A 24,498-nucleotide genomic window follows, 5' to 3' on the forward strand; every position below is an offset into this window, starting at 1 on the left:
GTCTCACTTTCTAAGCTTACATAAGTAGTTATACTTGAACAATCGATAAAAATCAATTATTCACCTTTATTTTTTTTAATAATTTCTTCAGAAACAGACTTCGGTACTTCTTCATAATGATCAAATGTCATTGAGAATGTTCCGCGTCCTTGAGTGTTAGAACGTAATGCCGTTGCATAACCGAACATTTCAGAAAGTGGAACCATAGCGCGAACAACTTGAGCGTTACCGCGAGCTTCCATACCTTCTACACGTCCACGACGAGATGTTACGTCGCCCATAATGTCACCCATGTACTCTTCAGGAATTACAACTTCAACTTTCATCATTGGCTCAAGAATTACTGGGCTACATTTAGAAACCGCAGCTTTAAGCGCCATAGATGCAGCGATTTTGAACGCCATCTCAGATGAATCGACATCATGGTAAGATCCGTCAACTAACGCAGCTTTGATGTCAACTAGTGGATAACCAGCTAGTACACCATTTTTAAGTGAGTCTTCAAGACCCGCTCCAACAGCTGGGATGTATTCACGTGGAACTACACCGCCGACGATTTTGTTTTGGAATTCAAAACCTTTACCTTCTTCATTAGGTTCAAACTCAATCCAAACGTGACCGAATTGTCCACGACCACCAGATTGACGAGCGAACTTACCTTCAACTTTCGCAGCAGCGCGGAAAGTCTCACGGTATGCTACCTGAGGAGCACCAACGTTTGCTTCCACTTTGAATTCACGGCGCATACGGTCAACGATGATATCAAGGTGAAGTTCACCCATACCAGCGATGATTGTTTGGCCAGTTTCTTGGTCAGTGTGAGCACGGAATGTTGGATCTTCTTCAGAAAGCTTAGATAATGCTGTACCCATTTTATCTTGGTCAGCTTTAGATTTTGGTTCGATAGCTACAGAGATAACTGGTTCTGGGAATTCCATAGACTCAAGGATAACAAGGCTCTTCTCGTCACAAAGAGTATCACCAGTAGTAGTATCTTTTAAACCTACAGCAGCAGCGATATCACCAGCGTAAACTGTTGAAATCTCTTCACGGCTGTTAGCGTGCATTTGTAGGATACGACCTACACGCTCACGCTTACCTTTAGTTGAGTTTTTCACGTATGATCCAGAGTTTAACACACCAGAGTACACACGGAAGAACGTTAACTTACCAACATAAGGATCAGTCATGATTTTGAATGCTAAAGCTGCGAATGGTTCTTCATCGCTAGACTTACGCTCGATAGCTTCATCTGTATCCGGAAGAGTACCTTTAATAGCAGGTACATCTAATGGAGATGGTAGGTAGTCGATAACTGCGTCTAACAGAATTTGAACACCTTTATTTTTGAATGCAGAACCACAGATTACTGGGAAGAATTCTACAGAAGTTGTAGCCTTACGGATACCAGCTTTAAGCTCTTCTACAGTGATTTCTTCACCTTCTAGGTACTTCATCATCATTTCTTCATCAAGCTCAGCTACCGCTTCAATAAGTTTTCCACGGTATTCTTCAGCTAATTCTTTATGCTCTTCAGGAATTTCGACACGCTCGATGTCTGTTCCTAAATCGTTAGCGTACATGTAAGCACACTCTTCAACAAGGTCAATGATACCATTGAACTCATCTTCAGCACCGATTGGTAACTGAATTGGATGTGCGTTTGCTTGTAAACGATCGTGGATTGTTCCTACAGAGTATAAGAAATCTGCACCAATCTTATCCATTTTGTTAACGAATACGATACGAGGTACACCATAAGTAGTAGCCTGACGCCAAACAGTTTCTGTTTGTGGTTCTACACCAGATTGTGCATCAAGTACTGCTACTGCGCCATCAAGTACGCGTAAAGAACGTTCTACTTCTACTGTGAAATCTACGTGTCCTGGAGTGTCAATGATATTTACACGGTGACCTTTCCATTGTGCTGTAGTTGCAGCAGAAGTAATTGTGATACCACGTTCTTGCTCTTGCTCCATCCAGTCCATCTGAGATGCACCTTCATGAGTTTCACCGATTTTATGAATACGTCCTGTGTAATACAGAATACGCTCAGTTGCTGTTGTTTTACCAGCATCGATGTGAGCCATGATACCAATATTACGAGTGTTTTCTAAAGAGAACTCTCTAGTCATTTGGTGTCTTGCTCCTTCCATATATGGATTGGATTATTTTATTTTAAGTAGCAAAAAAGCCACTTTATATTGTTACATATGCCAGTGTCCAGTACCCTCATTATGTAAAACGAGCGCCCAACGAAAGGGAGAGGCATTCTCCCTCTCCACACTTCCATAAGCGACAAATAAAGCGGTTTATGCTTACATTTATTTTACGTTGAATCCTACCAACGGTAATGAGCAAATGCTTTGTTAGCTTCTGCCATTTTATGAGTGTCTTCACGTTTCTTAACAGATGCACCAGCGTTGTTAGCTGCATCTAAGATTTCGTAAGCTAGACGCTCTTCCATAGTTTTTTCACCACGAAGACGAGCATAGTTTACTAACCAGCGAAGACCTAAAGTTGTACGGCGTTCTGGACGAACCTCAACTGGAACTTGGTAGTTAGCACCACCAACACGACGAGCGCGTACTTCAAGAACAGGCATGATGTTCTTAAGAGCTTGCTCGAATACTTCCATTGGTTCTTTATCTGAACGTTCACGAACGATATCGAAAGCGTTATAAAGAATTGTTTGAGATTTACCTTTTTTACCGTCAACCATCATTTTGTTGATTAGGCGTGTTACAAGTTTAGAATTGTACATTGGATCTGGTAACACGTCACGTTTCGCAACAGGTCCTTTACGAGGCATATTGAGTTCCTCCTTTCATTATAAGTTTATTATTTTTTAGCAGGTTTTGGTCGCTTAGTACCATATTTAGAACGTCCTTGCATACGTTTGTCAACACCAGCTGTATCAAGCGCACCACGAACGATGTGGTAACGTACCCCTGGTAAATCCTTTACTCGACCACCGCGAATTAATACTACGCTATGCTCTTGTAGGTTATGACCGATACCTGGGATGTAAGCTGTAACTTCAATACCGTTTGTTAAACGTACACGAGCGTATTTACGTAACGCTGAGTTCGGTTTCTTCGGAGTCATTGTACCAACACGAGTACACACACCACGTTTTTGAGGTGCAGAGATATCAGTTGATTTTTTCTTTAAAGAATTAAAACCTTTGTTTAACGCAGGTGATTTAGACTTCCATACTTTATCAGTACGACCATTTCTCACTAATTGGTTAATAGTAGGCATTTGATTATCCTCCCTTCGCATGTTTGTATGACCACATATCCAGGTGGTTCATTATTAGTTGAAAACAAAGTTTTTGCAAGGAAGAGCAAATGCTCTCTCCTCACAAAAACAGTTTTAACTTATTATTCCTATTGCTGAAGCTCCCACTTGAATCCCCGAAACTTTTCCAAGTTTACGAACTGATTCAACTTTGGTTATGGGTATGTTATGTTGCAAGGCAGTACGAATGATAACATGGGTTAACCGCATATCAGCATCTTCCGCAATAACAACTTCTTTAACTATACCATTTTTGATTGCTTCCAATGTTCGTTTATGACCAACGACTACATTTTCAGCATTTGACACTTTTTGATAAGACATTTAAATATCCTCCAAAGCATCGTTCAGGAGCAACCTTGATTATAGTAACATTTTGTCTCATACAATGTCAACTAGGATCAGCTGTTTTTATACAAAATTTACGACGGAAAATTTTACTGTTCCACATAAACTTCATCGTTTTCTACATTCATGTTATCTTGTGTTGTTTTTACAAGATCCACTTTGCGATAACGATTCATACCTGTTCCAGCAGGAACAAGCTTACCGATAATAACATTCTCTTTCAATCCTAGAAGCTCATCGCGTTTACCCTTAATTGCTGCATCTGTTAGAACACGAGTTGTTTCTTGGAATGACGCTGCAGATAAGAACGAATCTGTCTCAAGTGAAGCTTTTGTAATACCAAGTAGAACCGGTCTAGCCGTTGCTGGTTGTTTACCTTTCAGTAACACCTTCGCATTCGCATCAGTAAACTGATGGATATCTAGTAATGTTCCTGGTAATACATCTGTTTCACCCGCATCACTTACACGAACTTTACGTAGCATTTGACGTACCATTACTTCTACGTGTTTGTCACCAATTTCTACCCCTTGCATACGGTATACTTTTTGAACTTCACGTAATAAGTATTCTTGAACTGCTGTAATGTCCGTTACTTTTAGTAATTCCTTCGGATCAATAGAACCTTCTGTTAACTCTTTACCGTGGCTAATTGGCTGTCCTAGAGTTACTTTCAGACGAGCACCGTAAGGAATAGCATACGTACGAGCTTCAACTTCACCCTGTACAACTACTTCTTGGCGATCTTTAACATCGTTGATCGCTGCGATAACACCGTCAATTTCACTGATAACTGCCTGACCCTTCGGATTACGAGCTTCGAAGATCTCTTGGATACGAGGTAAACCTTGTGTGATATCATCCCCGGCAACCCCACCTGTATGGAACGTACGCATCGTTAACTGTGTACCTGGCTCACCGATAGATTGAGCTGCGATAATACCTACCGCTTCTCCTACTTCTACGTCTGTACCAGTTGCTAAGTTACGACCGTAACACTTCTTACATACACCATGGCGAGTATTACACGTAAACGCTGAACGAATGTTTACAGTTTCAACACCCGACTTTTCAACGATATGAGCAATATCTTCAGTAATTAATTGATTTTCAACAACTAATACTTCACCTGTTTCAGGATGTTTTACAGTTTTTCTTGCAAAACGTCCAACAAGACGATCATATAGTGACTCAATAACTTCATTACCCTCTTTAATCGCACCAATTAGTAAACCGCGATCTGTTCCACAATCATCTTGACGAACAATTACATCTTGTGCAACGTCTACAAGACGACGTGTTAAGTAACCAGAATCAGCAGTTTTAAGTGCTGTATCGGCAAGACCTTTACGCGCACCATGCGTAGAGATGAAGTACTCAAGTACTGTTAAACCTTCACGGAAACTCGATTTGATCGGAAGCTCAATGATACGACCAGATGGATTGGCCATCAGACCACGCATACCAGCAAGCTGAGTAAAGTTCGATGCATTACCACGGGCACCGGAATCACTCATCATGAAGATTGGGTTGCGTTTATTCAAGGATTTCATCAGCTTTCCTTGGATAACATCTTTTGCATTACTCCAAATAGAGATAACGCGATCGTAACGTTCTTCTTCCGTGATTAAACCGCGACGGAATTGTTTAATTACATTATCTACTTTTGCTTGTGCTTCATGGAGAATTTCATCTTTTTCACCTAATACAAGAATATCTGATACCCCAACTGTAATACCAGCTTTTGTAGAGTATTTAAATCCTAAGTTTTTCATACGGTCAAGCATGCGAGACGTTTCTGTAATTTGGAAACGTTTGAATACTTCCGCAATAATATTACCAAGGATTTTCTTGCTAAATGGTGCCACTTCTTCGCGACTAGCAATAATTTCTTTAATGTTCGCACCTTTTTCAACGAAATATTCCGCTGGTGTTTCTTTTTCAAGGTTTGAGTTTGTTGGTTCATTAATATAAGGGAACGACTCTGGTAAGATTTCGTTAAATATTAATTTACCAACTGTTGTTAATAGAAGCTTACTCTTTTGCTCTTCAGTAAACGTTACATTATTTACCGAACTCGCAGCAACTGCAACACGTGTGTGCAGATGTACATATCCATTTTGGTATGCAAGTATTGCTTCGTTTGCATCTTTGAAGACCATACCTTCACCGATTGCACCCTCGCGCTCAAGTGTTAAGTAATAGTTACCTAATACCATATCCTGAGATGGAGTAACAACTGGTTTTCCGTCTTTTGGATTCAAGATGTTTTGTGCCGCTAACATAAGGATACGAGCTTCTGCTTGTGCCTCTGATGATAACGGAACGTGAACCGCCATTTGGTCACCGTCAAAGTCCGCGTTGTATGCAGTACATACAAGTGGGTGAAGACGGATTGCACGACCTTCTACTAGTGTAGGTTCAAACGCCTGGATACCAAGACGGTGAAGTGTTGGTGCGCGGTTTAGAAGCACTGGATGCTCTTTGATCACAGATTCTAAAACGTCCCAAACTTCAGGGTGTACACGCTCGATTTTACGTTTAGCACTCTTAATGTTGTGTGCTAATCCTTTTCCAACTAACTCTTTCATAACGAAAGGTTTAAACAATTCAAGTGCCATTTCTTTCGGCAATCCACATTGGTACATCTTTAAGTTCGGTCCTACGACGATTACAGAACGGCCAGAGTAGTCAACACGTTTACCTAATAAGTTTTGACGGAAACGTCCTTGTTTACCTTTAAGCATGTGAGATAGTGATTTTAATGGACGGTTACCTGGTCCAGTAACTGGACGGCCACGGCGACCATTATCGATTAATGCGTCTACAGCTTCTTGTAACATACGTTTTTCGTTTTGAACGATAATGCTTGGTGCACCTAAGTCCAATAGACGTTTTAAACGGTTGTTACGGTTAATTACACGACGATATAAGTCGTTTAAGTCAGAAGTAGCAAAACGTCCACCATCTAACTGTACCATCGGGCGTAGTTCTGGTGGGATAACTGGAAGAACCTCTAAGATCATCCAAGATGGGTGATTTCCAGAGTTACGGAATGCTTCTAATACTTCTAGACGTTTAATAGCACGAGTACGGCGTTGTCCTTGTGCTGTTTTTAATTCTTCTTTTAAGAAGTCTACTTCTTTATCTAAATCGATGTCTTGCAGTAATTTTTTAATCGCTTCTGCACCCATAGCAGCATGGAATGTACTGCCATATCGATCACGATATGCACGGTATTCTTTTTCAGAAAGTAATTGCTTCTTATCAAGTGGTGTATCTCCACTTTCTGTTACAACATAAGAAGCGAAATAAATTACTTCTTCAAGCGCGCGAGGGGACATGTCTAAGACAAGTCCCATGCGGCTCGGGATACCTTTGAAATACCAAATATGAGATACAGGAGCAGCTAATTCGATATGACCCATACGTTCACGACGAACTTTTGCACGCGTTACTTCAACGCCACATCGATCACAAACTACACCTTTATAACGTACACGTTTATATTTCCCGCAATGACATTCCCAGTCCTTTTGTGGTCCGAAAATACGCTCACAGAACAAGCCATCTTTTTCAGGCTTTAACGTACGATAGTTAATTGTTTCTGGTTTCTTAACTTCACCGTATGACCAAGAACGAATCTTGTCAGGTGAAGCAAGTCCAATCTTCATATATTCAAAGTTATTTACATCTATCAAGGGGCCTACCTCCCTTTTAGTCTACAGGTTATCCCAATTATTCCTTAGTTGTCTCAACTTCAACATTCAATTTATCTGCTGATTGATGATCATCGTCATCTTCCGTATCACGCATTTCAATTTCTGTATCGTTGATAGACATCATTTTAACGTCCATACCTAAACTTTGCAGTTCTTTAATCAATACTTTGAATGATTCAGGAACGCCTGGTTCTGGAACATTTTCACCTTTAACAATTGCTTCATACGTCTTAACACGTCCAATAACATCATCAGACTTCACTGTTAAGATTTCTTGAAGAGTATAAGCAGCACCATAAGCTTCAAGTGCCCAAACCTCCATCTCACCGAAACGCTGTCCACCGAACTGAGCTTTACCTCCAAGAGGTTGCTGCGTTACAAGTGAGTATGGTCCAGTAGAACGAGCATGAAGTTTATCGTCAACCATGTGCGCAAGTTTGATCATATACATGACACCAACAGATACACGGTTATCGAATGGCTCACCAGTACGTCCGTCATACAGGATTGTTTTCGCGTCATTTGCCATACCAGCTTCTTCAATTGTGCCCCATACATCTTCCTCACGAGCACCATCGAATACCGGTGTTGCAATGTGAATACCAAGGTATCGTGCTGCCATACCAAGATGAAGCTCTAATACCTGACCGATATTCATACGAGATGGTACCCCTAATGGGTTTAACATGATATCGATTGGCGTACCATCTGGTAAGTAAGGCATATCTTCTTCCGGTAAAATACGGGAGATAACACCTTTGTTACCATGACGACCGGCCATTTTGTCACCTTCAGAAATTTTACGCTTTTGAACGATATATGCACGTACAAGTTGATTCACGCCTGGTGGCAATTCATCGCCATCTTCACGGTTAAACACTTTTACGTCTAAGATAATACCGCCACCACCGTGTGGTACACGTAGTGATGTATCACGTACTTCACGTGCTTTTTCACCGAAGATTGCATGTAATAGACGTTCTTCTGCCGTTAATTCTGTTACACCTTTTGGCGTTACTTTACCAACAAGTAGATCTCCATCTTTTACTTCAGCACCGACGCGAATAATACCGCGCTCGTCAAGATTACGAAGTGCATCTTCTCCAACATTCGGGATATCACGTGTAATTTCTTCTGGTCCAAGCTTCGTATCACGAGCTTCTGATTCATATTCTTCAATATGGATAGAAGTGTACACATCATCTTTTACAAGGCGCTCACTCATGATGATCGCATCCTCATAGTTATAACCGTCCCATGTCATAAAGCCAACAAGCACGTTACGTCCAAGCGCCAGTTCACCTAGTTCCATAGAAGGACCATCCGCAAGGATTTCACCTTTTACAACTTGGTCTCCAACACTTACGATTGGACGTTGGTTGTAGCAAGTTCCTTGGTTAGAACGAATGAATTTTTGCATTTTGTAGCGATCTAAGTCGCCTTTTACTGTTTGACCGTCAACGTCTACATAGCGACGTACCCAAACTTCACGTGCTTCTACGCGCTCAACAACACCAGGCTGTTTACAGATTACTGCAGCACCTGAGTCTTTTGCTGATACGTACTCCATACCTGTACCTACAATCGGAGATTCCGGATTTATTAACGGAACCGCCTGACGTTGCATGTTCGCTCCCATAAGTGCGCGGTTAGAGTCATCGTTTTCTAAGAACGGAATACAAGCTGTCGCTGCCGACACTACTTGTTTTGGAGATACATCCATGTAGTCGATGCGTTCTTTATTTGTGACAATGTTTTCACCACGGAAACGAGCTACGATATCTTCATCAAGGAATTCCCCTACTTCAGATAATTTCATATTCGCTTGGGCTACAACATAGTTATCTTCTTCATCTGCTGTTAAATAATCAACCTGCCCTGTTACAAGACCAGTTTCTGGGTCAACACGACGGTATGGCGTTTCAATGAAACCAAACTCATTTACTTTCGCAAACGAAGATAATGAGTTAATCAAACCGATGTTTGGTCCCTCTGGTGTTTCAATTGGACACATACGACCATAGTGAGAGTAGTGAACGTCACGTACTTCAAAGCCTGCGCGCTCACGCGTTAAACCACCGGGTCCTAATGCAGATAGTCTTCGTTTGTGAGTTAACTCTGCTAATGGGTTTGTTTGATCCATGAACTGAGATAACTGAGAACTTCCGAAGAACTCTTTAATAGATGCAATAACCGGGCGAATGTTAATTAACGCTTGTGGTGTAATTGCATTTGTATCTTGAATCGACATTCTCTCACGAACAACACGTTCCATACGAGAAAGACCGATACGGAATTGGTTTTGTAGTAACTCTCCTACAGAACGCAGACGACGATTTCCTAAGTGGTCAATATCATCTGTATCCCCTACTTTATATAGCAAGTTAAAGAAGTAGCTAATAGAAGCAAGAATATCACCTGGTGTGATGTGTTTTATATCACGAGTAATATTTGCATTCCCAATTACGTTTATAGATCGTTCGCCTTCTGATTCTGGAGCATAAATCTTAATAGATTGCAGCTCAACATCGCCTGCTACCACTCCACCCATTGGTTTCGCTGTTTTGAATCCAATGTTTTTCTCTAAGTAAGGTAGAATGCGATCCAGTGTACGACGATCTAAGACTGTTCCTTCTGCCGCTAAAATTTCACCAGTTTCTGGATCCACCAGTGTTTCAGCTAAACGTTGGTTAAACAATCTGTTTTTAATGTGTAGCTTTTTGTTGATCTTATAGCGACCTACATTTGCTAAATCGTAGCGCTTCGGATCAAAGAAACGAGACACAAGTAAGCTCTTTGCATTTTCTACTGTTGGTGGTTCACCAGGGCGTAGACGCTCATAAATTTCAAGCAATGCCTTCTCAGTGCTATCTGTGTTGTCTTTTTCTAACGTATTGCTTAAGTATTCGTTATCACCTAAAAGCTCGGTGATTTCTTGATCAGAGCCAAACCCTAATGCGCGTAACAAAACAGTTACAGGAAGTTTACGCGTACGGTCAATACGCACATATACAACATCCTTAGCATCTGTTTCATACTCTAACCAAGCTCCGCGGTTTGGAATTACAGTAGCAGTAAAACCACGTTTTCCGTTTTTATCCACTTTGCCACTATAGTATACGCTTGGAGAGCGAACTAACTGGGAAACGATAACACGTTCTGCACCGTTAATTACGAATGTTCCAGTCTCTGTCATGAGTGGGAAATCTCCCATGAACACATCTTGTTCTTTTACTTCACCAGTTTCCTTGTTGATTAGACGCACTTTTACACGAAGTGGTGCTGCATACGTCACATCACGCTCTTTGCATTCTTCTACAGAGTATTTAGGTTCACCCAAGCTGTAGTCGATAAATTCAAGCGATAGATTTCCCGTAAAGTCTTCGATCGGAGAAATGTCTTGGAACATTTCTCGCAAACCCTCATCAAGAAACCACTGATAAGAAGAGGTTTGAATTTCGATAAGATTTGGTAACTCTAATACTTCACTAATACGGGCATAACTTCTTCGTTGGCGGTGGCGTCCGTATTGAACTAGTTGACCTGTCAACTGCTTCACCCCTCAAATCATGAGTATTATAAATGCACAAAAAAATTTGTGCAAAATCACAAATAAATACAACTACTGCTATTAGCGTAGTTTTTTTCTCTTAAAGATAGATACGTTGAGTCTTTCTACCTGCTCAAAAAAGAAAAATGGCTTCTATAAGAAAACCATCATTCTGTTTCATAATCTGCTGATTTTACTATCTTTTCCAAGAGAAGCAAAAATATACATCTTTCTCAACGCAGAAAATCATATATTGGCATTGTATAATGTTAACATAGCCAAAAATAACCGTCAACGCTTTTTTGATTTTATGATATAATATCCTTTTTTCTTTTCTACAACTTCAACTTCAGAAAATACTTCTTCTAGTTTTTTCATCGCAGATGGCGCACCTTGTTTCTTTTGAATAACAATCCACAATTCTCCACCTGAAACTAAATACTCCACAGCCTTTTCTAAAATCTCATGCACGATATCTTTACCAGCACGAATTGGAGGATTAGATAGAATAACAGCATACCTGCCATCTACATTTTCATAGACACTACTTTGCAAAATACGTATATTTTCAATTCTGTTATTAGCGGCATTTTCTTTTGCAAGTCCCAAGGCCCTTTCATTCACATCCACCATGTGAATTTCACGATTTTGAAACTCTTTCGCTAACGACAAACCGATTGGACCGTACCCACATCCTACGTCTAACACATTACCTTTAACATCTGGCATTTGAAACGCTTCAATTAAAAGACGAGAACCAAAGTCCACTTCGTTTTTCGAGAACACCCCATGGTCAGATAAAAAAGTAAATCGAGATTCACGAAGTGTAACTTCCCATCGTTTACGATCACTTTTACTAGAAGGGTCGTTAGAAAAATAATGGTCTGCCATATGGCCACCTCTTTTCTTTACAGTTAAAAAAAAAGCTCGCATAAGAGCGAGCTTTTTTTAAAGCACCAAAAGTTAATTACTTAACTTCTACAGCAGCGCCAACTTCTTCAAGTTTAGCTTTCATTTCTTCAGCTTCCTCTTTAGTAACGCCTTCTTTGATTGCTTTTGGAGTGTTGTCAACTAATTCTTTAGCTTCTTTTAAGCCAAGACCAGTGATTTCACGTACAGCTTTGATAACTTTGATTTTTTGAGCGCCAGCACTTGCAAGTACTACGTCAAATTCAGTTTGCTCAGCAGCAGCTTCACCAGCGCCACCAGCTACAGCTACAGGAGCAGCAGCAGTTACGCCGAATTCTTCCTCGATAGCTTTTACTAAGTCGTTAAGTTCTAATACAGTCATAGATTTAACTGCTTCAATGATTTGTTCTTTAGTCATTGTAAATATCCTCCCTTAAATAGGTTTGTATTGTTTTATAGATAACAAGTAATTATCTTTTAAAAAATTAAGCGCCTTGCTCTTCCTTTTGATCTGCAACTGCTTTAGTAGCAAGTGCAAGGTTACGGATTGGAGCTTGAAGAACGCTAAGAAGCATAGAAAGTAAGCCTTCACGTGATGGAAGAGTAGCGATAGCTTTAACCTCATCAAGTGTTACAAGTTTACCTTCGATTACGCCCGCTTTAATTTCTAAAGCTTCATGATTTTTAGCGAAGTCGTTTAATACTTTCGCAGGAGCAACTACATCCTCGTTACTGAACGCGATTGCGTTTGGTCCTGTTAAGAATTCGTTTAACTCAGCCATTTCAGCAGACTCTGCAGCACGACGAGTTAAAGAGTTTTTGTAAACTTTGAACTCAACGCCAGCTTCACGTAAGTTTTTACGTAATTCTGTTGCTTCAGAAACTGTTAAACCACGGTAGTCAACAACAATTGTAGATTTACTCGCGCGAAGTTTTTCAGCGATTTCAGTTACAACTTGTTGTTTAGTTTCGATTACTTTGCTCATGTTATTACACCTCCTGTAGATTATATAGAAGATGTACCGAAAGTGCACTAAAAACCTCCATGCCCAACTTGTAGACATGGAGGCATATAGTCACAGAAAAAAGATTCCGCTTCGTATATTAACACCTAGGTAGGAAATTAAGTCGAATCGACTCCTACTGTCTACGGTACACTATTAAAATTCACAACATAAATGATTATATTAAAACTTCTTTATGAAGTCAACTTCCAATTTTTACGCAAGTGTAGAAACGTCTACGCGTACGCCAGGTCCCATTGTAGAAGCAACAGTTGCGTTCTTCATGTAAGTACCTTTTGCAGCAGCTGGCTTAGCTTTTTGTAGCGTGTCAGCAATTGTTTTGAAGTTTTCTACTAATTTAGCATCTTCGAAAGATACTTTACCGATTGGAACGTGGATGTTACCAGCTTTATCAACGCGGTATTCAACTTTACCAGCTTTGATTTCGTTAACAGCTTTAGTTACATCGAAAGTAACTGTTCCAGTTTTAGGGTTTGGCATTAAACCTTTAGGTCCTAATACACGACCAAGTTTACCAACTTCACCCATCATGTCAGGAGTTGCTACTACTACATCGAAATCAAACCAACCTTTTTGGATTTTACCGATGTAATCAGCATCGCCTACGAATTCAGCGCCAGCAGCTTCAGCTTCTTTTGCTTTTTCGCCTTTAGCGAATACTAATACACGTTGTACTTTACCAGTACCGTGTGGAAGAACAACTGCACCACGAATTTGTTGGTCAGCTTTCTTAGGGTCAACACCTAAACGGAATGCAGCTTCTACAGTTGCATCAAATTTAGCTGTGTTTGTTTTCTTTACTAATTCTACTGCTTCTGTTGCAGAGTAAGCAGATGCACGATCAACAAGCTTCGCAGCTTCAACGTACTTTTTACCTCTTTTAGCCATGTTTGTTTCCTCCTTGAATGTGGTTTTAGCGGAATAACCTCCCACGTTTACGCCTTCATTCCGGGAACCCCCGAGGATGTGCGCCCATCCATTTATTTAAAAATGATGATCATTTACGATAATAAAGGTTGCGAATTGGAATTCCAGACCCGCAACCTTTTTTACAAAAAACAAATCGAATTAGTCTTCGATAACGATGCCCATACTGCGCGCAGTACCTTCAACCATACGCATTGCAGCTTCTACGCTAGCAGCGTTTAGGTCAGGCATTTTAGTTTCAGCGATTTCGCGTACTTTATCACGCTTAACAGTTGCCACTTTATTACGGTTTGGTTCACCAGAACCAGACTCAATACCAGCTACTTTCTTAAGAAGAACAGCAGCAGGAGGAGTTTTAGTAATGAAAGTGAATGAACGGTCTTCAAATACCGTAATTTCAACAGGGATGATAAGACCAGCTTGATCAGCTGTACGAGCGTTAAACTCTTTACAGAAGCCCATGATGTTAACACCTGCTTGTCCTAATGCTGGACCAACCGGCGGAGCTGGATTAGCTTTACCTGCAGGAATCTGAAGTTTTACCATTTTAATTACCTTTTTAGCCACGAGACACACCTCCTTAAGTCCGTGATGTGGTCAATTGGGCAGTGATTTGCCCTCCCACTTCATATTTTATCATAATGATAAAATCTTTTTCAAAAAACGTCTCCGTTACCGAAGACGTACTGACTTAAAAGATATTATCACTTTTTACAATTCATTTCAAGTTTCATTTTATAATTTTTCAATTTGATGGAAATCAAGTTCAACCGGAGTCTCGCGACCGAACATGTCTACAAGCACGCTAACTTTTTTCTTTTCCACATCAATTTCTTCAATCGCACCTGTATAATCCGCGAATGGCCCCTCATTTACACGCACTGTTTCATGAAGTTCAAATTCGAAATCAACCACTTCATTGTCCATTCCCATATGCTTCATGATGGTAACAACTTCCTCTTCTAATAGAGGCGATGGTTTAGATCCTGAACCAGAAGAACCGACAAAGCCTGTTACACCTGGCGTATTACGAACAACATACCAAGAATCATCAGTCATGATTAGTTCTACTAATACGTAACCTGGGAACACTTTTCTTTTCGTTATCTTTTCTTTACCATTTTTCATTTCTACTTCTACTTCTTCCGGGACAACAACACGGAAAATTTTATCTTGCATACCCATTGATTCTACACGTTTCTCTAGGTTTGCTTTTACTTTATTTTCATATCCAGAATAAGTATGGACAACATACCAACTTTTTTCCATTCATTTAGGACGAGCGTCCTTCCCTCCCTGACGTACATTTTTTTGCGCAAATGAAAAAACCCGTTCACCGGGCTTTTACACAGTTCTTATAAATAACATTATATCATGGATAAGTGCTTCTTATTCAAGAATTAACCAAGAATTAACCGAATTAAAGAAGAAATGCCCATATCAACCACTGCGAAGAAAATCGCAAAGAACACAACTGTCGCGATAACAGTCGTTGTTGATCGGAGTAATTCATCTTTTTTAGGCCAACTTACTTTTTTCATTTCGCGACCTACATCGCCGAAAAAGTTCGTTAAACGCATCTACGGGACCTCCAGTTTATTATTTCAATTATTTATTTTGTTTCTTTGTGAACTGTATGCTTATTGCATGTTTTACAAAACTTCTTTATCTCAAGTCGCTCTACTGAGCTCGTATCTTTCATCGTAGAGTAGTTTCGATTTTTACACTCTTCACATGAGAGTACAACTTTTTTCCTCATTAGTTACACCAACCTTGTAACATTGTCCCTAAAAATGTATCATACAACAAAAGACAATGTCAATGTCATGACTTTCACTCTCTTAACAAAAAGAAAACAGGTGAATTATTTTACACCTGCGGCACTTGCTATGAATTTAAAGTTGTGCTCTCTCTCATCTCCATATATCTTTCTAATTTCCTTTTTACACGCTGCAATGCGTTATCAATAGATTTCACGTGCCTGTTTAACTGTTCTGAAATTTCTTGATAGGAACGACCATCTAAGTATAAAGAGAGCACTTTTCTTTCTAAATCGCTTAATAATTCAGATATTTTAGATTCTATGTCTGTATATTCTTCCTGACTTATAATCATCTCTTCTGGATCAGTTACTTTCGATTCCGAAATAACATCTAATAATGTTCGATCAGATTCCTCATCGTAAATTGGCTTGTCTAAAGACACATACGAATTTAACGGAATATGTTTTTGCCTTGTTGCTGTTTTAATAGCGGTAATAATTTGTCGAGTGATACACAGTTCAGCAAATGCTTTGAACGAAGACAGCTTGTCCCCTTTATAATCACGAATAGCTTTAAACAATCCAATCATGCCTTCTTGAACAATATCTTCTCGATCGGCACCCACTAAGAAATAAGATCTTGATTTCGCGCGAACAAAGTTCTTATATTTGTGAATTAAATATTCTAGAGCGTCAGTATTACCTTTTCGAACTAACTCAACGATTGCCTCATCCTCTAAATCACGAAATGTAACGTCGCCTACACTTACGAAGCCTGCTTCCACCCTGATCCCTCCGACCGCTATATATTTAGCAATATTATACAGTAAAAAGATAAAGAGCGTCAATGCTTCAACGCTCTCCTCTTCTTAATTTTTCTAATTTTTCTGTAATATCTTCACTAAATATCTTTCGCATGGCGGGTTGCTTTTCTTTCGTGTCTTTTGTACACCTTCTTACTTGTTGTTCCATCGCTTGCACTTCTAACTCTAATTCACGCGCAGATTTTCGAAGTGCACCTTGCGCAAATATAATCCATTGCTCCGTATAATCCGAAGTTGCAACGTATATTTGTGTATTTATATTTCTAAGCTCAATCGCAAGTTGTTCTATCTTTTCATCTGCAGTTTGATTTTTTCTCGTGAATATTACTTCCACCCGTGATTGTTTCATCTTTTTTTCAATACCATAGACTGTATAGGCATCAAAGACAATCATTACCTTTGTGCCTGTATAGCCTTGATAATCCGCCATCTTATCAATAAGTGCGTCTCTTGATGACTGTAAATCTACATCCCGCAGTTTCTTCAAGTCTCCCCAAGCCCCGATAATGTTGTAACCGTCAACGATTAAAATATCGTTCATTTTTTATTTACCAATTTCGTGACGTTTACGATATACCTCATACATTAACAAACTTGCGGCTACTGAAGCATTTAAGGATGTAACTTTACCGACCATCGGTAAAGTAATTAGGAAATCACACTTTTCACCAATAATACGACTCATACCTTTTCCTTCACTACCAATTACTAGTCCGATTGGCATATTACCATCTAAATTACGGTAATCTGTTTTCCCTTTGGCATCTGTACCAGCAATCCAAAGTCCACGTTCTTTTAATTCATCAATTGTACGCGATAAATTTGTTACACGTGCAACAGGAATATATTCAATTGCCCCAGTCGACGCTTTCGCAACTGACGCTGTAAGCCCCACCGCTCTTCTTTTTGGAATAATAACCCCATGAGCCCCTGTTGCATCCGCAGTACGCATAATAGAGCCTAAGTTATGTGGGTCTTCAATTTCATCTAAAATTAAGAAGAACGGATCTTCATTGCGTTTTTCTGCTAATTTAAACAAATCCTCTAACTCAGCATATTGATATGCAGCTACTTGAGCAATTACACCTTGATGATTACCCTCAACCAATTGATCTAATTTCTTCTTTGGTGCGTGTTGCAAAATAACCTTATTCTCTTTTGCTAATGCTAGTACAATTTGCACTTGTCCTTTGGCAGCACCTTCCGCTACCAAAATTTTATTAATATCTCGCCCCGCTCTTAAAGCTTCAATTACAGGGTTACGTCCGATAATATATTCACTACTCATGATGATGTGCTCCCTTCCTTTTCTTCCAAAACGTCAATCGCCTTATATACAATCTCGTCCAATCTTTCACGATTATTCAACAAGTGATGATAACCGATTAGCGCTTCAAAGGCTGTACTGTGTCGATATGTTTGTACATCTGTATTTTTTGGAACAGTACCCGAATTCGCATTACGCCCTCTTCTTAATACCGCCTCTTCCTCTTCTGTCAAAAATGCCGTTTCTAATAAATGATAAACAACTTTCGCCTGTGCTTTTGCCGAAACAAAGCTCGTCCCTAAGCGATGTAATTGATTAGGGCGAACTTTCCCCTTTTGAAGGAGGTGATAGCGGATATATTGCTCATATACCGCATCACCCATATATGCTAAAGCTAAGCTGTTTAATTGCTTTGCATCAATCATTCTTATCCTCTTTTCCATCTTGTACCTTGAGCGGTATCTTCTAAAATAATATTACGTCCTTTTAAATCATCGCGAATTTGATCAGATAGTGCGAAGTCACGATTTTGACGAGCTTCAATACGCTTTTGGATTAGTGCTTCAATTTCTTCATCAAGCAACTCTTCTTGCGCTAATTCTAATCCTAAAATACTAAATAATGTTTCAAGTTGTTTTACATACGCTTCAATTACAACTTTAGAAGTATGTTCTTCTAACAAATATTGATTTGCGTGATTTGCTACGTTATATAATTCAGTAATCGCATTAGCCGTATTGAAATCATCATCCATCGCTTCTTCGAATGCAACCTGGAACTTTTCCATTTCAGCTAACCATTTTTCATTATGGTCCGTTAAATCCGTACTACTTTCCATACGATGCTTTAAGTTACCGTAAGCTGTTTTAATTCTTTCTAGTCCATTATTAGTACTTTGCAATAAATCCTCGCTAAAGTTAATTGGGTGACGGTAATGTACCGATAGCATAAAGAACCTGATTAACTGTGGATCATATTGTTTAATGATATCGTGAACTAAAATGAAGTTTCCAAGCGACTTAGACATCTTCTCGTTATTAATATTAATATATCCGTTATGCATCCAATAACGTGCAAATGTTTTTCCTGTCAACGCCTCAGACTGCGCAATTTCATTTTCATGATGAGGAAATGCTAAATCTTGACCACCAGCATGAATATCAATTGTATCCCCTAAATATTTACGCGCCATTGCTGAGCATTCAATATGCCACCCTGGGCGTCCTTTTCCCCAAGGGCTTTCCCAGAAGATTTCTCCTTCTTTCGCAGCTTTCCATAAAGCAAAATCAAGAGGGTCTTGTTTCTTTTCTCCTACTTCAATACGTGCACCGTGACGTAAGTCTGCAATCGGTTGATGTGATAATTTACCGTAACCTTCGAATTCTTTCGTTTTAAAGTACACATCACCTTCTGATTCATATGCATACCCTTTATTCACAAGTTCTTGAATAAATTCAATAATGATATCCATATTTTCCGTTACACGTGGATGAACCGTTGCATGTTTGCAACCTAGTGCCGTTACATCTTCAAAGTAAGCTTCAACAAAACGATCTGCAATTGTCGGCACATCTTCACCTAATTCGTTTGCCGCCTTAATTAATTTATCATCCACGTCAGTAAAGTTAGATACATACTGCACATCATATCCTTTATATTCTAAGTAACGGCGTACTGTATCAAACACCATAGGTGGTCTTGCATTCCCAATGTGAATGTAGTTATACACTGTAGGTCCGCACACATACATCTTTACCTCATTTTCCTCTAATGGCATAAACTCTTCTTTTTGACGCGTTAACGTATTATAAATGTGAATAGTCATTTTTATCCTTCCTTCCTACCTTTACTTCGAGTTGCTTTCTCAATTTATCAAGTTCTACTTCCATAACCTTTAATTTATCAAAAATCGGATCCGGAAGATCAGAATGATTTAATTCTTGACCAATCTTTACTCCATTTTGAATAACGACTCGGCCAGGTATACCTACAACTGTAGAATGCGCAGGAACTTCCTTTAACACGACAGATCCTGCTCCAATTTTAGAATTCTCTCCAATAGTAATAGAACCTAGTACTTTAGCACCTGTTGCAATTAATACATTATCCTGAATTGTAGGGTGCCTCTTTCCTTTTTCTTTACCTGTACCACCTAATGTGACACCTTGATAAATTGTTACGTTTTCGCCAATTTCACACGTTTCTCCAATTACAACCCCCATTCCATGATCAATGAAAAAGCGACGACCAATAGTTGCTCCTGGATGAATCTCAATGCCAGTAAAAAAACGACTAACTTGCGAAATCCAACGTGCCATAAAGAAAAAATTCCTTTTATAAAAAGCATGTGCAATTCGATGGGCCCAAACTGCATGTAATCCAGAGTAAGTTAAAATGACTTCGAAATAACTTCTTGCCGCTGGATCCTGTTCAAAAACGACTTCAATATCTTCCCGAAGCCTCTTAAACATCGATGTTCCCTCCCCTTTATGGGCTGCTTTTTTCGAGTGAACTAACTCCCCACTTCCCCCTAAATCTCTATACAAGGGGATAAAACTTATACTCACACCATTTACATGGTATAAAAAAAAGACGCCTCTGTCATATAGACAGAGACGCCTTTTAAGCGCGGTTCCACTCTGTTTAGGCTAAAGAAGCCTCAAACTCATCCATGATAACGGTTTACACCGCTTCTGTTTACTTTGCGCCCTAAGACGTTCCGCGAAATACTTCGCTGTTCAACAGAAGACTCGAAGGGGCATTTCAAAAATCCGCTTATAAACCACTTCCAGCCTAAGGGTGGTTCTCTCTGTAAAAAGCCTGATTTTCTACTTCTCCTTCTCGTCGCTTTTCCTTATTAGATTTTAGATATACTTATTATATTGCTAAACCTAGAAAATGTTAACCAATTACTTTTTGAATACGATTTAAAACTTTTTCTTTTCCAAGAAGAGCAATAGCGTTAGGAAGCTCTGGACCATGTGTTTGTCCAGTAGTAGCAACACGGATTGGCATAAATAGGTTTTTACCTTTATGTCCTGTTTCTTTTTGAACTGCTTTAATAGCCGCCTTAACTGCCGCTGGCTCCATTGCTTCTAAAGCTTCTAATTGATCGGCAAATGCACGAAGTACTTCAGGTACTTGTTCACCTTTCAATACTTCTTGTCCCTCTTCTTCATGATCAACATGATCTTTAAAGAACATTTCAGAAAGCTCTACAATTTCAGCTCCAAAGCTCATTTGGTCATGATATAAAGCAATTACATCACGAACCCACGCTTGTTCTTGTTCGCTTAAGTTTTCACCTACGCGACCCGCTTTCACTAAATGCGGTAAGCTTAGTTCAACAACCGTATCTAAATCTTGTTTTTTCATATATTGGTTGTTCATCCATTTTAGTTTTTGGGAATCAAATAATGCAGGTGATTTTGATAAACGAGCTGCATCAAACATTTTGATAAACTCATCTTGAGAGAAGACTTCTTCTTCACCTACTGGTGACCAACCTAGTAATGCAATAAAGTTAAAGATTGCTTCTGGAAGATATCCAAGCTCTTTATATTGCTCAATAAATTGAATAATAGATTCGTCACGCTTACTTAGCTTTTTACGGCTTTCGTTTACAATTAAAGTCATATGACCGAACTTCGGGATATCCCAACCGAAAGCTTCATAAATCATCATTTGTTTTGGCGTGTTTGAAATATGATCATCACCACGAAGTACGTGTGTAATCTCCATTAAGTGATCATCTACCGCTACCGCAAAGTTATAAGTTGGAATTCCATCTTTTTTCACGATAACGAAATCACCAAAATCATTTGAATGGAATGCAACTTCATCTTTTACGAGATCTTTAAACGTGTAGTCGCTATCAGCCGGCACACGGAAGCGAATACTTGGAATACGGCCTTCAGCCTCAAATCCTTTAATTTGCTCCTCAGTTAAATCACGGTGGTTTCCTGCATAACGCGGTGTTTCACCACGAGCGATTTGACCTTCACGCTCTGCTTCTAGCTCTTCTTCTGTCATATAACATTTGTAAGCTAAATCACGCTCTAATAAATCTTTATATAATTTTTTATAAATATCTAAACGCTCTGTTTGACGATATGGTCCAAATTCACCACCAACATCAACACCTTCATCCCAGTCCATACCGAGCCATTTCAAGTATTTTAATTGGCTTTCTTCTCCACCAGCAACATTACGTTTCACATCAGTATCTTCAATACGAATAATAAACTTACCATCTTGATGACGAGCAAATAAATAATTAAATAATGCCGTACGCGCATTTCCGATATGTAAGTGTCCTGTTGGACTTGGCGCATAGCGCACTCTCACTTGCTTTTCCATAGTTGGTACACCTTCCAATCTTAATGTCAACACATTCTATAATTGTACACCAAAAAAACGTGATTATCCATCTTACGAATTAAAAACCACTATTTTTTCTGTAATAAAACAACCGCTTGAGAAGCAATCCCTTCTTCTCTACCTGTAAATCCTAATTTTTCTGTTGTTGTTGCCTTTACATTAATATTATCAATAGACGTTTCTAATAGTTCACTAATGCGTTTACGCATGCTTTCAATATGCGGTGCCATTTTTGGCTTTTGGGCAATAATTGTACAATCTAGGTTCCCTAGCTCATAACCTTGTTCACGCACAAATTCCCAAACCTTTTGTAACAATACAGCTGAATCCGCATCTTTAAAGGCAGGATCTGTATCGGGAAAATGTTTTCCAATATCTCCTGCTGCAATTGCTCCTAGACATGCGTCAGCAATCGTATGTAACAATACATCTGCATCCGAGTGACCGATTAATCCTTTTTCATGAGGAATTGTAATTCCGCCGATAATTAACGGTCTACCTTCCGCAAATTCATGTACATCAAAACCTTGTCCAATTCGAAACATTCTTTACATCCTCCTCAATCTAAACTACTTTATGAATTCTATATTATATTGCTATCTCTATAAAGAAAAGCCCGGCAACTGCCGAGCTTTTCTTTACTATAATACCATCACTTCTATTTCTTCTGAACATGAAGGAAACTTTCAGCAATTAGTAAATCCTCTGGAGTCGTCACTTTAATATTATAGTAACTCCCCTCTACTACGCCTACTTTCTTCCCTACACGTTCTACGAGACTTGCATCATCTGTACCAAGAAAACAACTTTGCTTTGCACTTCTATGAGCTTCTAATAAAAGAGGAACAGAAAATCCTTGCGGTGTTTGAACCGCTTTAAGCTGAGAACGTTCTACCGTTTCAACAACAACACCCTGTTCTACTTTCTTAATGGTATCCTTCACTGGCACCGCACAAATGGAAGCACCATATTTCTCTGCTGCAGTTAATACATCTTGCATCATCTTATTCGTTACGAACGGGCGCGCACCATCGTGTACGAGAACATATTCAACACCACTCACATACTGAAGCGCATTATACACACTATCTTGTCTTTCGGCCCCGCCTTGAATAAATTGCACCTGCTTTTCAACCGGGTACTTCTGCATTAACTCCTCAAAATAAGGGCGTTCCTCTTCGTTAATTGCCATGATAATACGTTTACATGCTTTATCTTTTTCAAAAGCACGTAATGTATGCACAATGATAGGTACTCCATTTATAAGTAAGAACAACTTGTTTTTGCCAGCACCCATCCGTTTCCCTTGACCCGCTGCTGGAATAATTAACGTATACATATTAATAATCCTCTACTTATAATGCTTTTTCTAATAATTTACGTTTTGCGAAAATCATACGACCAGCCGATGTTTGCAACACACTTGTAACTAGTACATTAAGTTGCGAACCGACATATTCTCTACCGTCTTCTACTACAATCATCGTGCCATCATCTAAATATGCCACACCTTGATTTTGTTCTTTACCATCTTTCACAACATAAACACTTAATTCTTCGCCAGGGAGTACGACTGGTTTAATTGCATTTGCTAAATCGTTAATGTTTAATACTGTTACTCCTTGTAATTCAGAAACTTTGTTTAAGTTGAAATCATTTGTTACAACAGTTCCACCAGTGATTTTAGCTAACTTTACAAGCTTGCTATCCACCTCTTGGATATCCTCAAAATCGCCTTCATAAATTTCCACCGGAATTGGTAGCTCTTTTTGAATACGATTTAAAATGTCTAATCCTCTGCGACCACGATTACGCTTTAAAGCATCAGAAGAATCGGCAATATGCTGAAGCTCTTCTAATACGAATTGTGGAATCACAATTGTTCCTTCTAAAAACTTCGTTTGGCAAATATCCGCAATACGTCCATCAATAATTACACTTGTATCGAGAATTTTCCAATGAGTTGTAGATTTTTCTACCTCTACCTCTTCGTTCTCGCTATTGTTTTTCTTCTTACCTCCACGCTGGGGTAATGTAAATAATCCTAGCAATTCATTTCTCTTTTTAAATCCTACTTGGAATCCTAAATAACCAAGTAAAAGAGTAAAGAACACTTGTAATACTGTACTAATGACTGGAATCGTGAATTCACGAATTGGTATCAAAATTAAATATGCAACAATAAGACCAGAGATCAACCCTAATGTACCAAATAAAACATCCGCTACCGGTGCCTTTACAAGGGCTTCTTCGATATGTTTAATAAGTTGAACAATATAATCCACAAGCCAAAATGTTGTTAAAAATAAAATAATTGCACCAATAATTGCACGAACGTACGATCCCTCAAGCAAAGGAACAGCACCGACGTCCAATACATTAATAACTTTTGGGATTAGAAAAATCCCTAACGCTCCCCCAATCACTAAAAAGAAGAGCTGTACGATCCTTTTTAACATCCAACCACCTCCTACTCATTAT

At 39.2% G+C, this 24,498-nt stretch carries 24 protein-coding genes and 2 other annotated features; all 24 genes read right to left on the bottom strand.

The genetic code is table 11. The annotated features are described in order from the left end of the window. Window positions 1-56: 56 nt before the first annotated feature. On the bottom strand, window positions 57-2,135 hold the full coding sequence (gene fusA, locus B5P42_RS29070; RefSeq protein WP_002113318.1) for an elongation factor G: 2,079 nt from the start codon (window positions 2,133-2,135) through the stop codon (window positions 57-59). A gap of 206 nt (window positions 2,136-2,341) precedes the next feature. Further along, complete coding sequence (gene rpsG / locus B5P42_RS29075; RefSeq protein ID WP_001137492.1) at window positions 2,342-2,812, bottom strand: 30S ribosomal protein S7; 471 nt, start codon at window positions 2,810-2,812, stop codon at window positions 2,342-2,344. 29 nt (window positions 2,813-2,841) lie between these two features. Continuing rightward, window positions 2,842-3,264, bottom strand: a complete 423-nt coding sequence (gene rpsL, locus B5P42_RS29080) for a 30S ribosomal protein S12 (RefSeq protein WP_001142341.1) — start codon at window positions 3,262-3,264, stop codon at window positions 2,842-2,844. 114 nt (window positions 3,265-3,378) lie between these two features. Then, on the bottom strand, window positions 3,379-3,627 hold the full coding sequence (locus tag B5P42_RS29085; RefSeq protein WP_016089671.1) for a 50S ribosomal protein L7ae-like protein: 249 nt from the start codon (window positions 3,625-3,627) through the stop codon (window positions 3,379-3,381). Window positions 3,628-3,740: 113 nt separating this feature from the next. Next, the gene (gene rpoC, locus B5P42_RS29090) at window positions 3,741-7,352 is read right to left on the bottom strand and encodes a DNA-directed RNA polymerase subunit beta' (protein WP_002009783.1); all 3,612 of its coding nucleotides are present in this window, start codon (window positions 7,350-7,352) and stop codon (window positions 3,741-3,743) included. Window positions 7,353-7,389: 37 nt separating this feature from the next. After that, on the bottom strand, window positions 7,390-10,923 hold the full coding sequence (rpoB, locus tag B5P42_RS29095; RefSeq protein ID WP_002113316.1) for a DNA-directed RNA polymerase subunit beta: 3,534 nt from the start codon (window positions 10,921-10,923) through the stop codon (window positions 7,390-7,392). 291 nt (window positions 10,924-11,214) lie between these two features. After that, the gene (locus B5P42_RS29100; RefSeq protein ID WP_113735878.1) at window positions 11,215-11,814 is read right to left on the bottom strand and encodes a class I SAM-dependent methyltransferase; all 600 of its coding nucleotides are present in this window, start codon (window positions 11,812-11,814) and stop codon (window positions 11,215-11,217) included. Between the two features lie 76 nt (window positions 11,815-11,890). After that, a complete protein-coding gene (gene rplL, locus B5P42_RS29105; protein WP_002009788.1) occupies window positions 11,891-12,250 on the bottom strand; it encodes a 50S ribosomal protein L7/L12 in 360 nt (119 codons plus the stop codon). A 67-nt stretch (window positions 12,251-12,317) separates the two neighbouring features. Beyond that, window positions 12,318-12,818, bottom strand: coding sequence for a 50S ribosomal protein L10 (gene rplJ, locus B5P42_RS29110; RefSeq protein ID WP_002009790.1), 501 nt, complete (start codon window positions 12,816-12,818; stop codon window positions 12,318-12,320). A 39-nt stretch (window positions 12,819-12,857) separates the two neighbouring features. Then, window positions 12,858-13,003 (bottom strand) — a sequence feature (ribosomal protein L10 leader region). Between the two features lie 49 nt (window positions 13,004-13,052). Then, window positions 13,053-13,745 carry a 50S ribosomal protein L1 gene (rplA, locus tag B5P42_RS29115; RefSeq protein WP_002009792.1) on the bottom strand — a complete coding sequence of 231 codons (693 nt, stop codon included), beginning with the start codon at window positions 13,743-13,745 and terminating at the stop codon, window positions 13,053-13,055. 180 nt (window positions 13,746-13,925) lie between these two features. Continuing rightward, the gene (gene rplK / locus B5P42_RS29120) at window positions 13,926-14,351 is read right to left on the bottom strand and encodes a 50S ribosomal protein L11 (RefSeq protein WP_001085872.1); all 426 of its coding nucleotides are present in this window, start codon (window positions 14,349-14,351) and stop codon (window positions 13,926-13,928) included. 168 nt (window positions 14,352-14,519) lie between these two features. Further along, window positions 14,520-15,053 (bottom strand): transcription termination/antitermination protein NusG, encoded by a 534-nt coding sequence (gene nusG / locus B5P42_RS29125; protein ID WP_002009795.1) that lies wholly within the window; start codon window positions 15,051-15,053, stop codon window positions 14,520-14,522. 131 nt (window positions 15,054-15,184) lie between these two features. After that, window positions 15,185-15,364, bottom strand: a complete 180-nt coding sequence (secE, locus tag B5P42_RS29130) for a preprotein translocase subunit SecE (protein WP_002009797.1) — start codon at window positions 15,362-15,364, stop codon at window positions 15,185-15,187. Window positions 15,365-15,396: 32 nt separating this feature from the next. Continuing rightward, entirely contained in the window at window positions 15,397-15,543 is a 147-nt protein-coding gene (gene rpmG / locus B5P42_RS29135) for a 50S ribosomal protein L33 (protein ID WP_012260172.1), read from the bottom strand. Between the two features lie 128 nt (window positions 15,544-15,671). Next, a complete protein-coding gene (locus B5P42_RS29140; protein WP_002009799.1) occupies window positions 15,672-16,331 on the bottom strand; it encodes an RNA polymerase factor sigma-70 in 660 nt (219 codons plus the stop codon). A gap of 67 nt (window positions 16,332-16,398) precedes the next feature. Continuing rightward, complete coding sequence (locus tag B5P42_RS29145) at window positions 16,399-16,911, bottom strand: NYN domain-containing protein (RefSeq protein WP_002009801.1); 513 nt, start codon at window positions 16,909-16,911, stop codon at window positions 16,399-16,401. A gap of 3 nt (window positions 16,912-16,914) precedes the next feature. Next, complete coding sequence (rlmB, locus tag B5P42_RS29150) at window positions 16,915-17,658, bottom strand: 23S rRNA (guanosine(2251)-2'-O)-methyltransferase RlmB (RefSeq protein WP_002091503.1); 744 nt, start codon at window positions 17,656-17,658, stop codon at window positions 16,915-16,917. Continuing rightward, a complete protein-coding gene (locus tag B5P42_RS29155) occupies window positions 17,655-18,062 on the bottom strand; it encodes a Mini-ribonuclease 3 (RefSeq protein WP_002063411.1) in 408 nt (135 codons plus the stop codon). Before B5P42_RS29155 ends, rlmB begins: the two co-directional genes overlap by 4 nt. Window positions 18,063-18,064: 2 nt before the next feature. Beyond that, window positions 18,065-19,462, bottom strand: coding sequence for a cysteine--tRNA ligase (gene cysS, locus B5P42_RS29160; RefSeq protein ID WP_113735879.1), 1,398 nt, complete (start codon window positions 19,460-19,462; stop codon window positions 18,065-18,067). Next, window positions 19,443-20,108: a serine O-acetyltransferase gene (gene cysE / locus B5P42_RS29165; RefSeq protein ID WP_002091498.1), complete on the bottom strand. Its 666-nt coding sequence runs from the start codon at window positions 20,106-20,108 to the stop codon at window positions 19,443-19,445. Before cysE ends, cysS begins: the two co-directional genes overlap by 20 nt. A 137-nt stretch (window positions 20,109-20,245) precedes the next feature. Beyond that, window positions 20,246-20,491, bottom strand: a binding site (T-box leader). A gap of 47 nt (window positions 20,492-20,538) precedes the next feature. After that, the gene (gltX, locus tag B5P42_RS29170) at window positions 20,539-21,996 is read right to left on the bottom strand and encodes a glutamate--tRNA ligase (RefSeq protein ID WP_002091496.1); all 1,458 of its coding nucleotides are present in this window, start codon (window positions 21,994-21,996) and stop codon (window positions 20,539-20,541) included. Between the two features lie 89 nt (window positions 21,997-22,085). Next, window positions 22,086-22,562, bottom strand: coding sequence for a 2-C-methyl-D-erythritol 2,4-cyclodiphosphate synthase (ispF, locus tag B5P42_RS29175; RefSeq protein WP_000488386.1), 477 nt, complete (start codon window positions 22,560-22,562; stop codon window positions 22,086-22,088). A gap of 113 nt (window positions 22,563-22,675) precedes the next feature. Then, window positions 22,676-23,356 carry a 2-C-methyl-D-erythritol 4-phosphate cytidylyltransferase gene (gene ispD / locus B5P42_RS29180; RefSeq protein WP_002009811.1) on the bottom strand — a complete coding sequence of 227 codons (681 nt, stop codon included), beginning with the start codon at window positions 23,354-23,356 and terminating at the stop codon, window positions 22,676-22,678. A gap of 16 nt (window positions 23,357-23,372) precedes the next feature. Beyond that, window positions 23,373-24,476, bottom strand: coding sequence for a PIN/TRAM domain-containing protein (locus tag B5P42_RS29185; RefSeq protein ID WP_002063406.1), 1,104 nt, complete (start codon window positions 24,474-24,476; stop codon window positions 23,373-23,375). Window positions 24,477-24,498 lie beyond the last annotated feature (22 nt).

Source organism: Bacillus sp. SRB_331 (genome assembly GCF_003264175.1).
Taxonomy (GTDB): Bacteria; Bacillota; Bacilli; order Bacillales; family Bacillaceae_G; genus Bacillus_A; species Bacillus_A mycoides.

Bases quoted from the DNA above. Each gene is read 5' to 3' on its own strand.
- fusA (WP_002113318.1), bottom strand. From the start codon at position 2,135: ATGACTAGAGAGTTCTCTTTAGAAAACACTCGTAATATTGGTATCATG.
- rpsG (WP_001137492.1), bottom strand. From the start codon at position 2,812: ATGCCTCGTAAAGGACCTGTTGCGAAACGTGACGTGTTACCAGATCCA.
- rpsL (WP_001142341.1), bottom strand. From the start codon at position 3,264: ATGCCTACTATTAACCAATTAGTGAGAAATGGTCGTACTGATAAAGTA.
- B5P42_RS29085 (WP_016089671.1), bottom strand. From the start codon at position 3,627: ATGTCTTATCAAAAAGTGTCAAATGCTGAAAATGTAGTCGTTGGTCAT.
- B5P42_RS29100 (WP_113735878.1), bottom strand. From the start codon at position 11,814: ATGGCAGACCATTATTTTTCTAACGACCCTTCTAGTAAAAGTGATCGT.
- rplL (WP_002009788.1), bottom strand. From the start codon at position 12,250: ATGACTAAAGAACAAATCATTGAAGCAGTTAAATCTATGACTGTATTA.
- rplJ (WP_002009790.1), bottom strand. From the start codon at position 12,818: ATGAGCAAAGTAATCGAAACTAAACAACAAGTTGTAACTGAAATCGCT.
- rplA (WP_002009792.1), bottom strand. From the start codon at position 13,745: ATGGCTAAAAGAGGTAAAAAGTACGTTGAAGCTGCGAAGCTTGTTGAT.
- nusG (WP_002009795.1), bottom strand. From the start codon at position 15,053: ATGGAAAAAAGTTGGTATGTTGTCCATACTTATTCTGGATATGAAAAT.
- secE (WP_002009797.1), bottom strand. From the start codon at position 15,364: ATGCGTTTAACGAACTTTTTCGGCGATGTAGGTCGCGAAATGAAAAAA.
- rpmG (WP_012260172.1), bottom strand. From the start codon at position 15,543: ATGAGGAAAAAAGTTGTACTCTCATGTGAAGAGTGTAAAAATCGAAAC.
- B5P42_RS29145 (WP_002009801.1), bottom strand. From the start codon at position 16,911: ATGAACGATATTTTAATCGTTGACGGTTACAACATTATCGGGGCTTGG.
- rlmB (WP_002091503.1), bottom strand. From the start codon at position 17,658: ATGAGTAGTGAATATATTATCGGACGTAACCCTGTAATTGAAGCTTTA.
- B5P42_RS29155 (WP_002063411.1), bottom strand. From the start codon at position 18,062: ATGATTGATGCAAAGCAATTAAACAGCTTAGCTTTAGCATATATGGGT.
- cysS (WP_113735879.1), bottom strand. From the start codon at position 19,462: ATGACTATTCACATTTATAATACGTTAACGCGTCAAAAAGAAGAGTTT.
- cysE (WP_002091498.1), bottom strand. From the start codon at position 20,108: ATGTTTAAGAGGCTTCGGGAAGATATTGAAGTCGTTTTTGAACAGGAT.
- gltX (WP_002091496.1), bottom strand. From the start codon at position 21,996: ATGGAAAAGCAAGTGAGAGTGCGCTATGCGCCAAGTCCAACAGGACAC.
- ispF (WP_000488386.1), bottom strand. From the start codon at position 22,562: ATGTTTCGAATTGGACAAGGTTTTGATGTACATGAATTTGCGGAAGGT.
- ispD (WP_002009811.1), bottom strand. From the start codon at position 23,356: ATGTATACGTTAATTATTCCAGCAGCGGGTCAAGGGAAACGGATGGGT.
- B5P42_RS29185 (WP_002063406.1), bottom strand. From the start codon at position 24,476: ATGTTAAAAAGGATCGTACAGCTCTTCTTTTTAGTGATTGGGGGAGCG.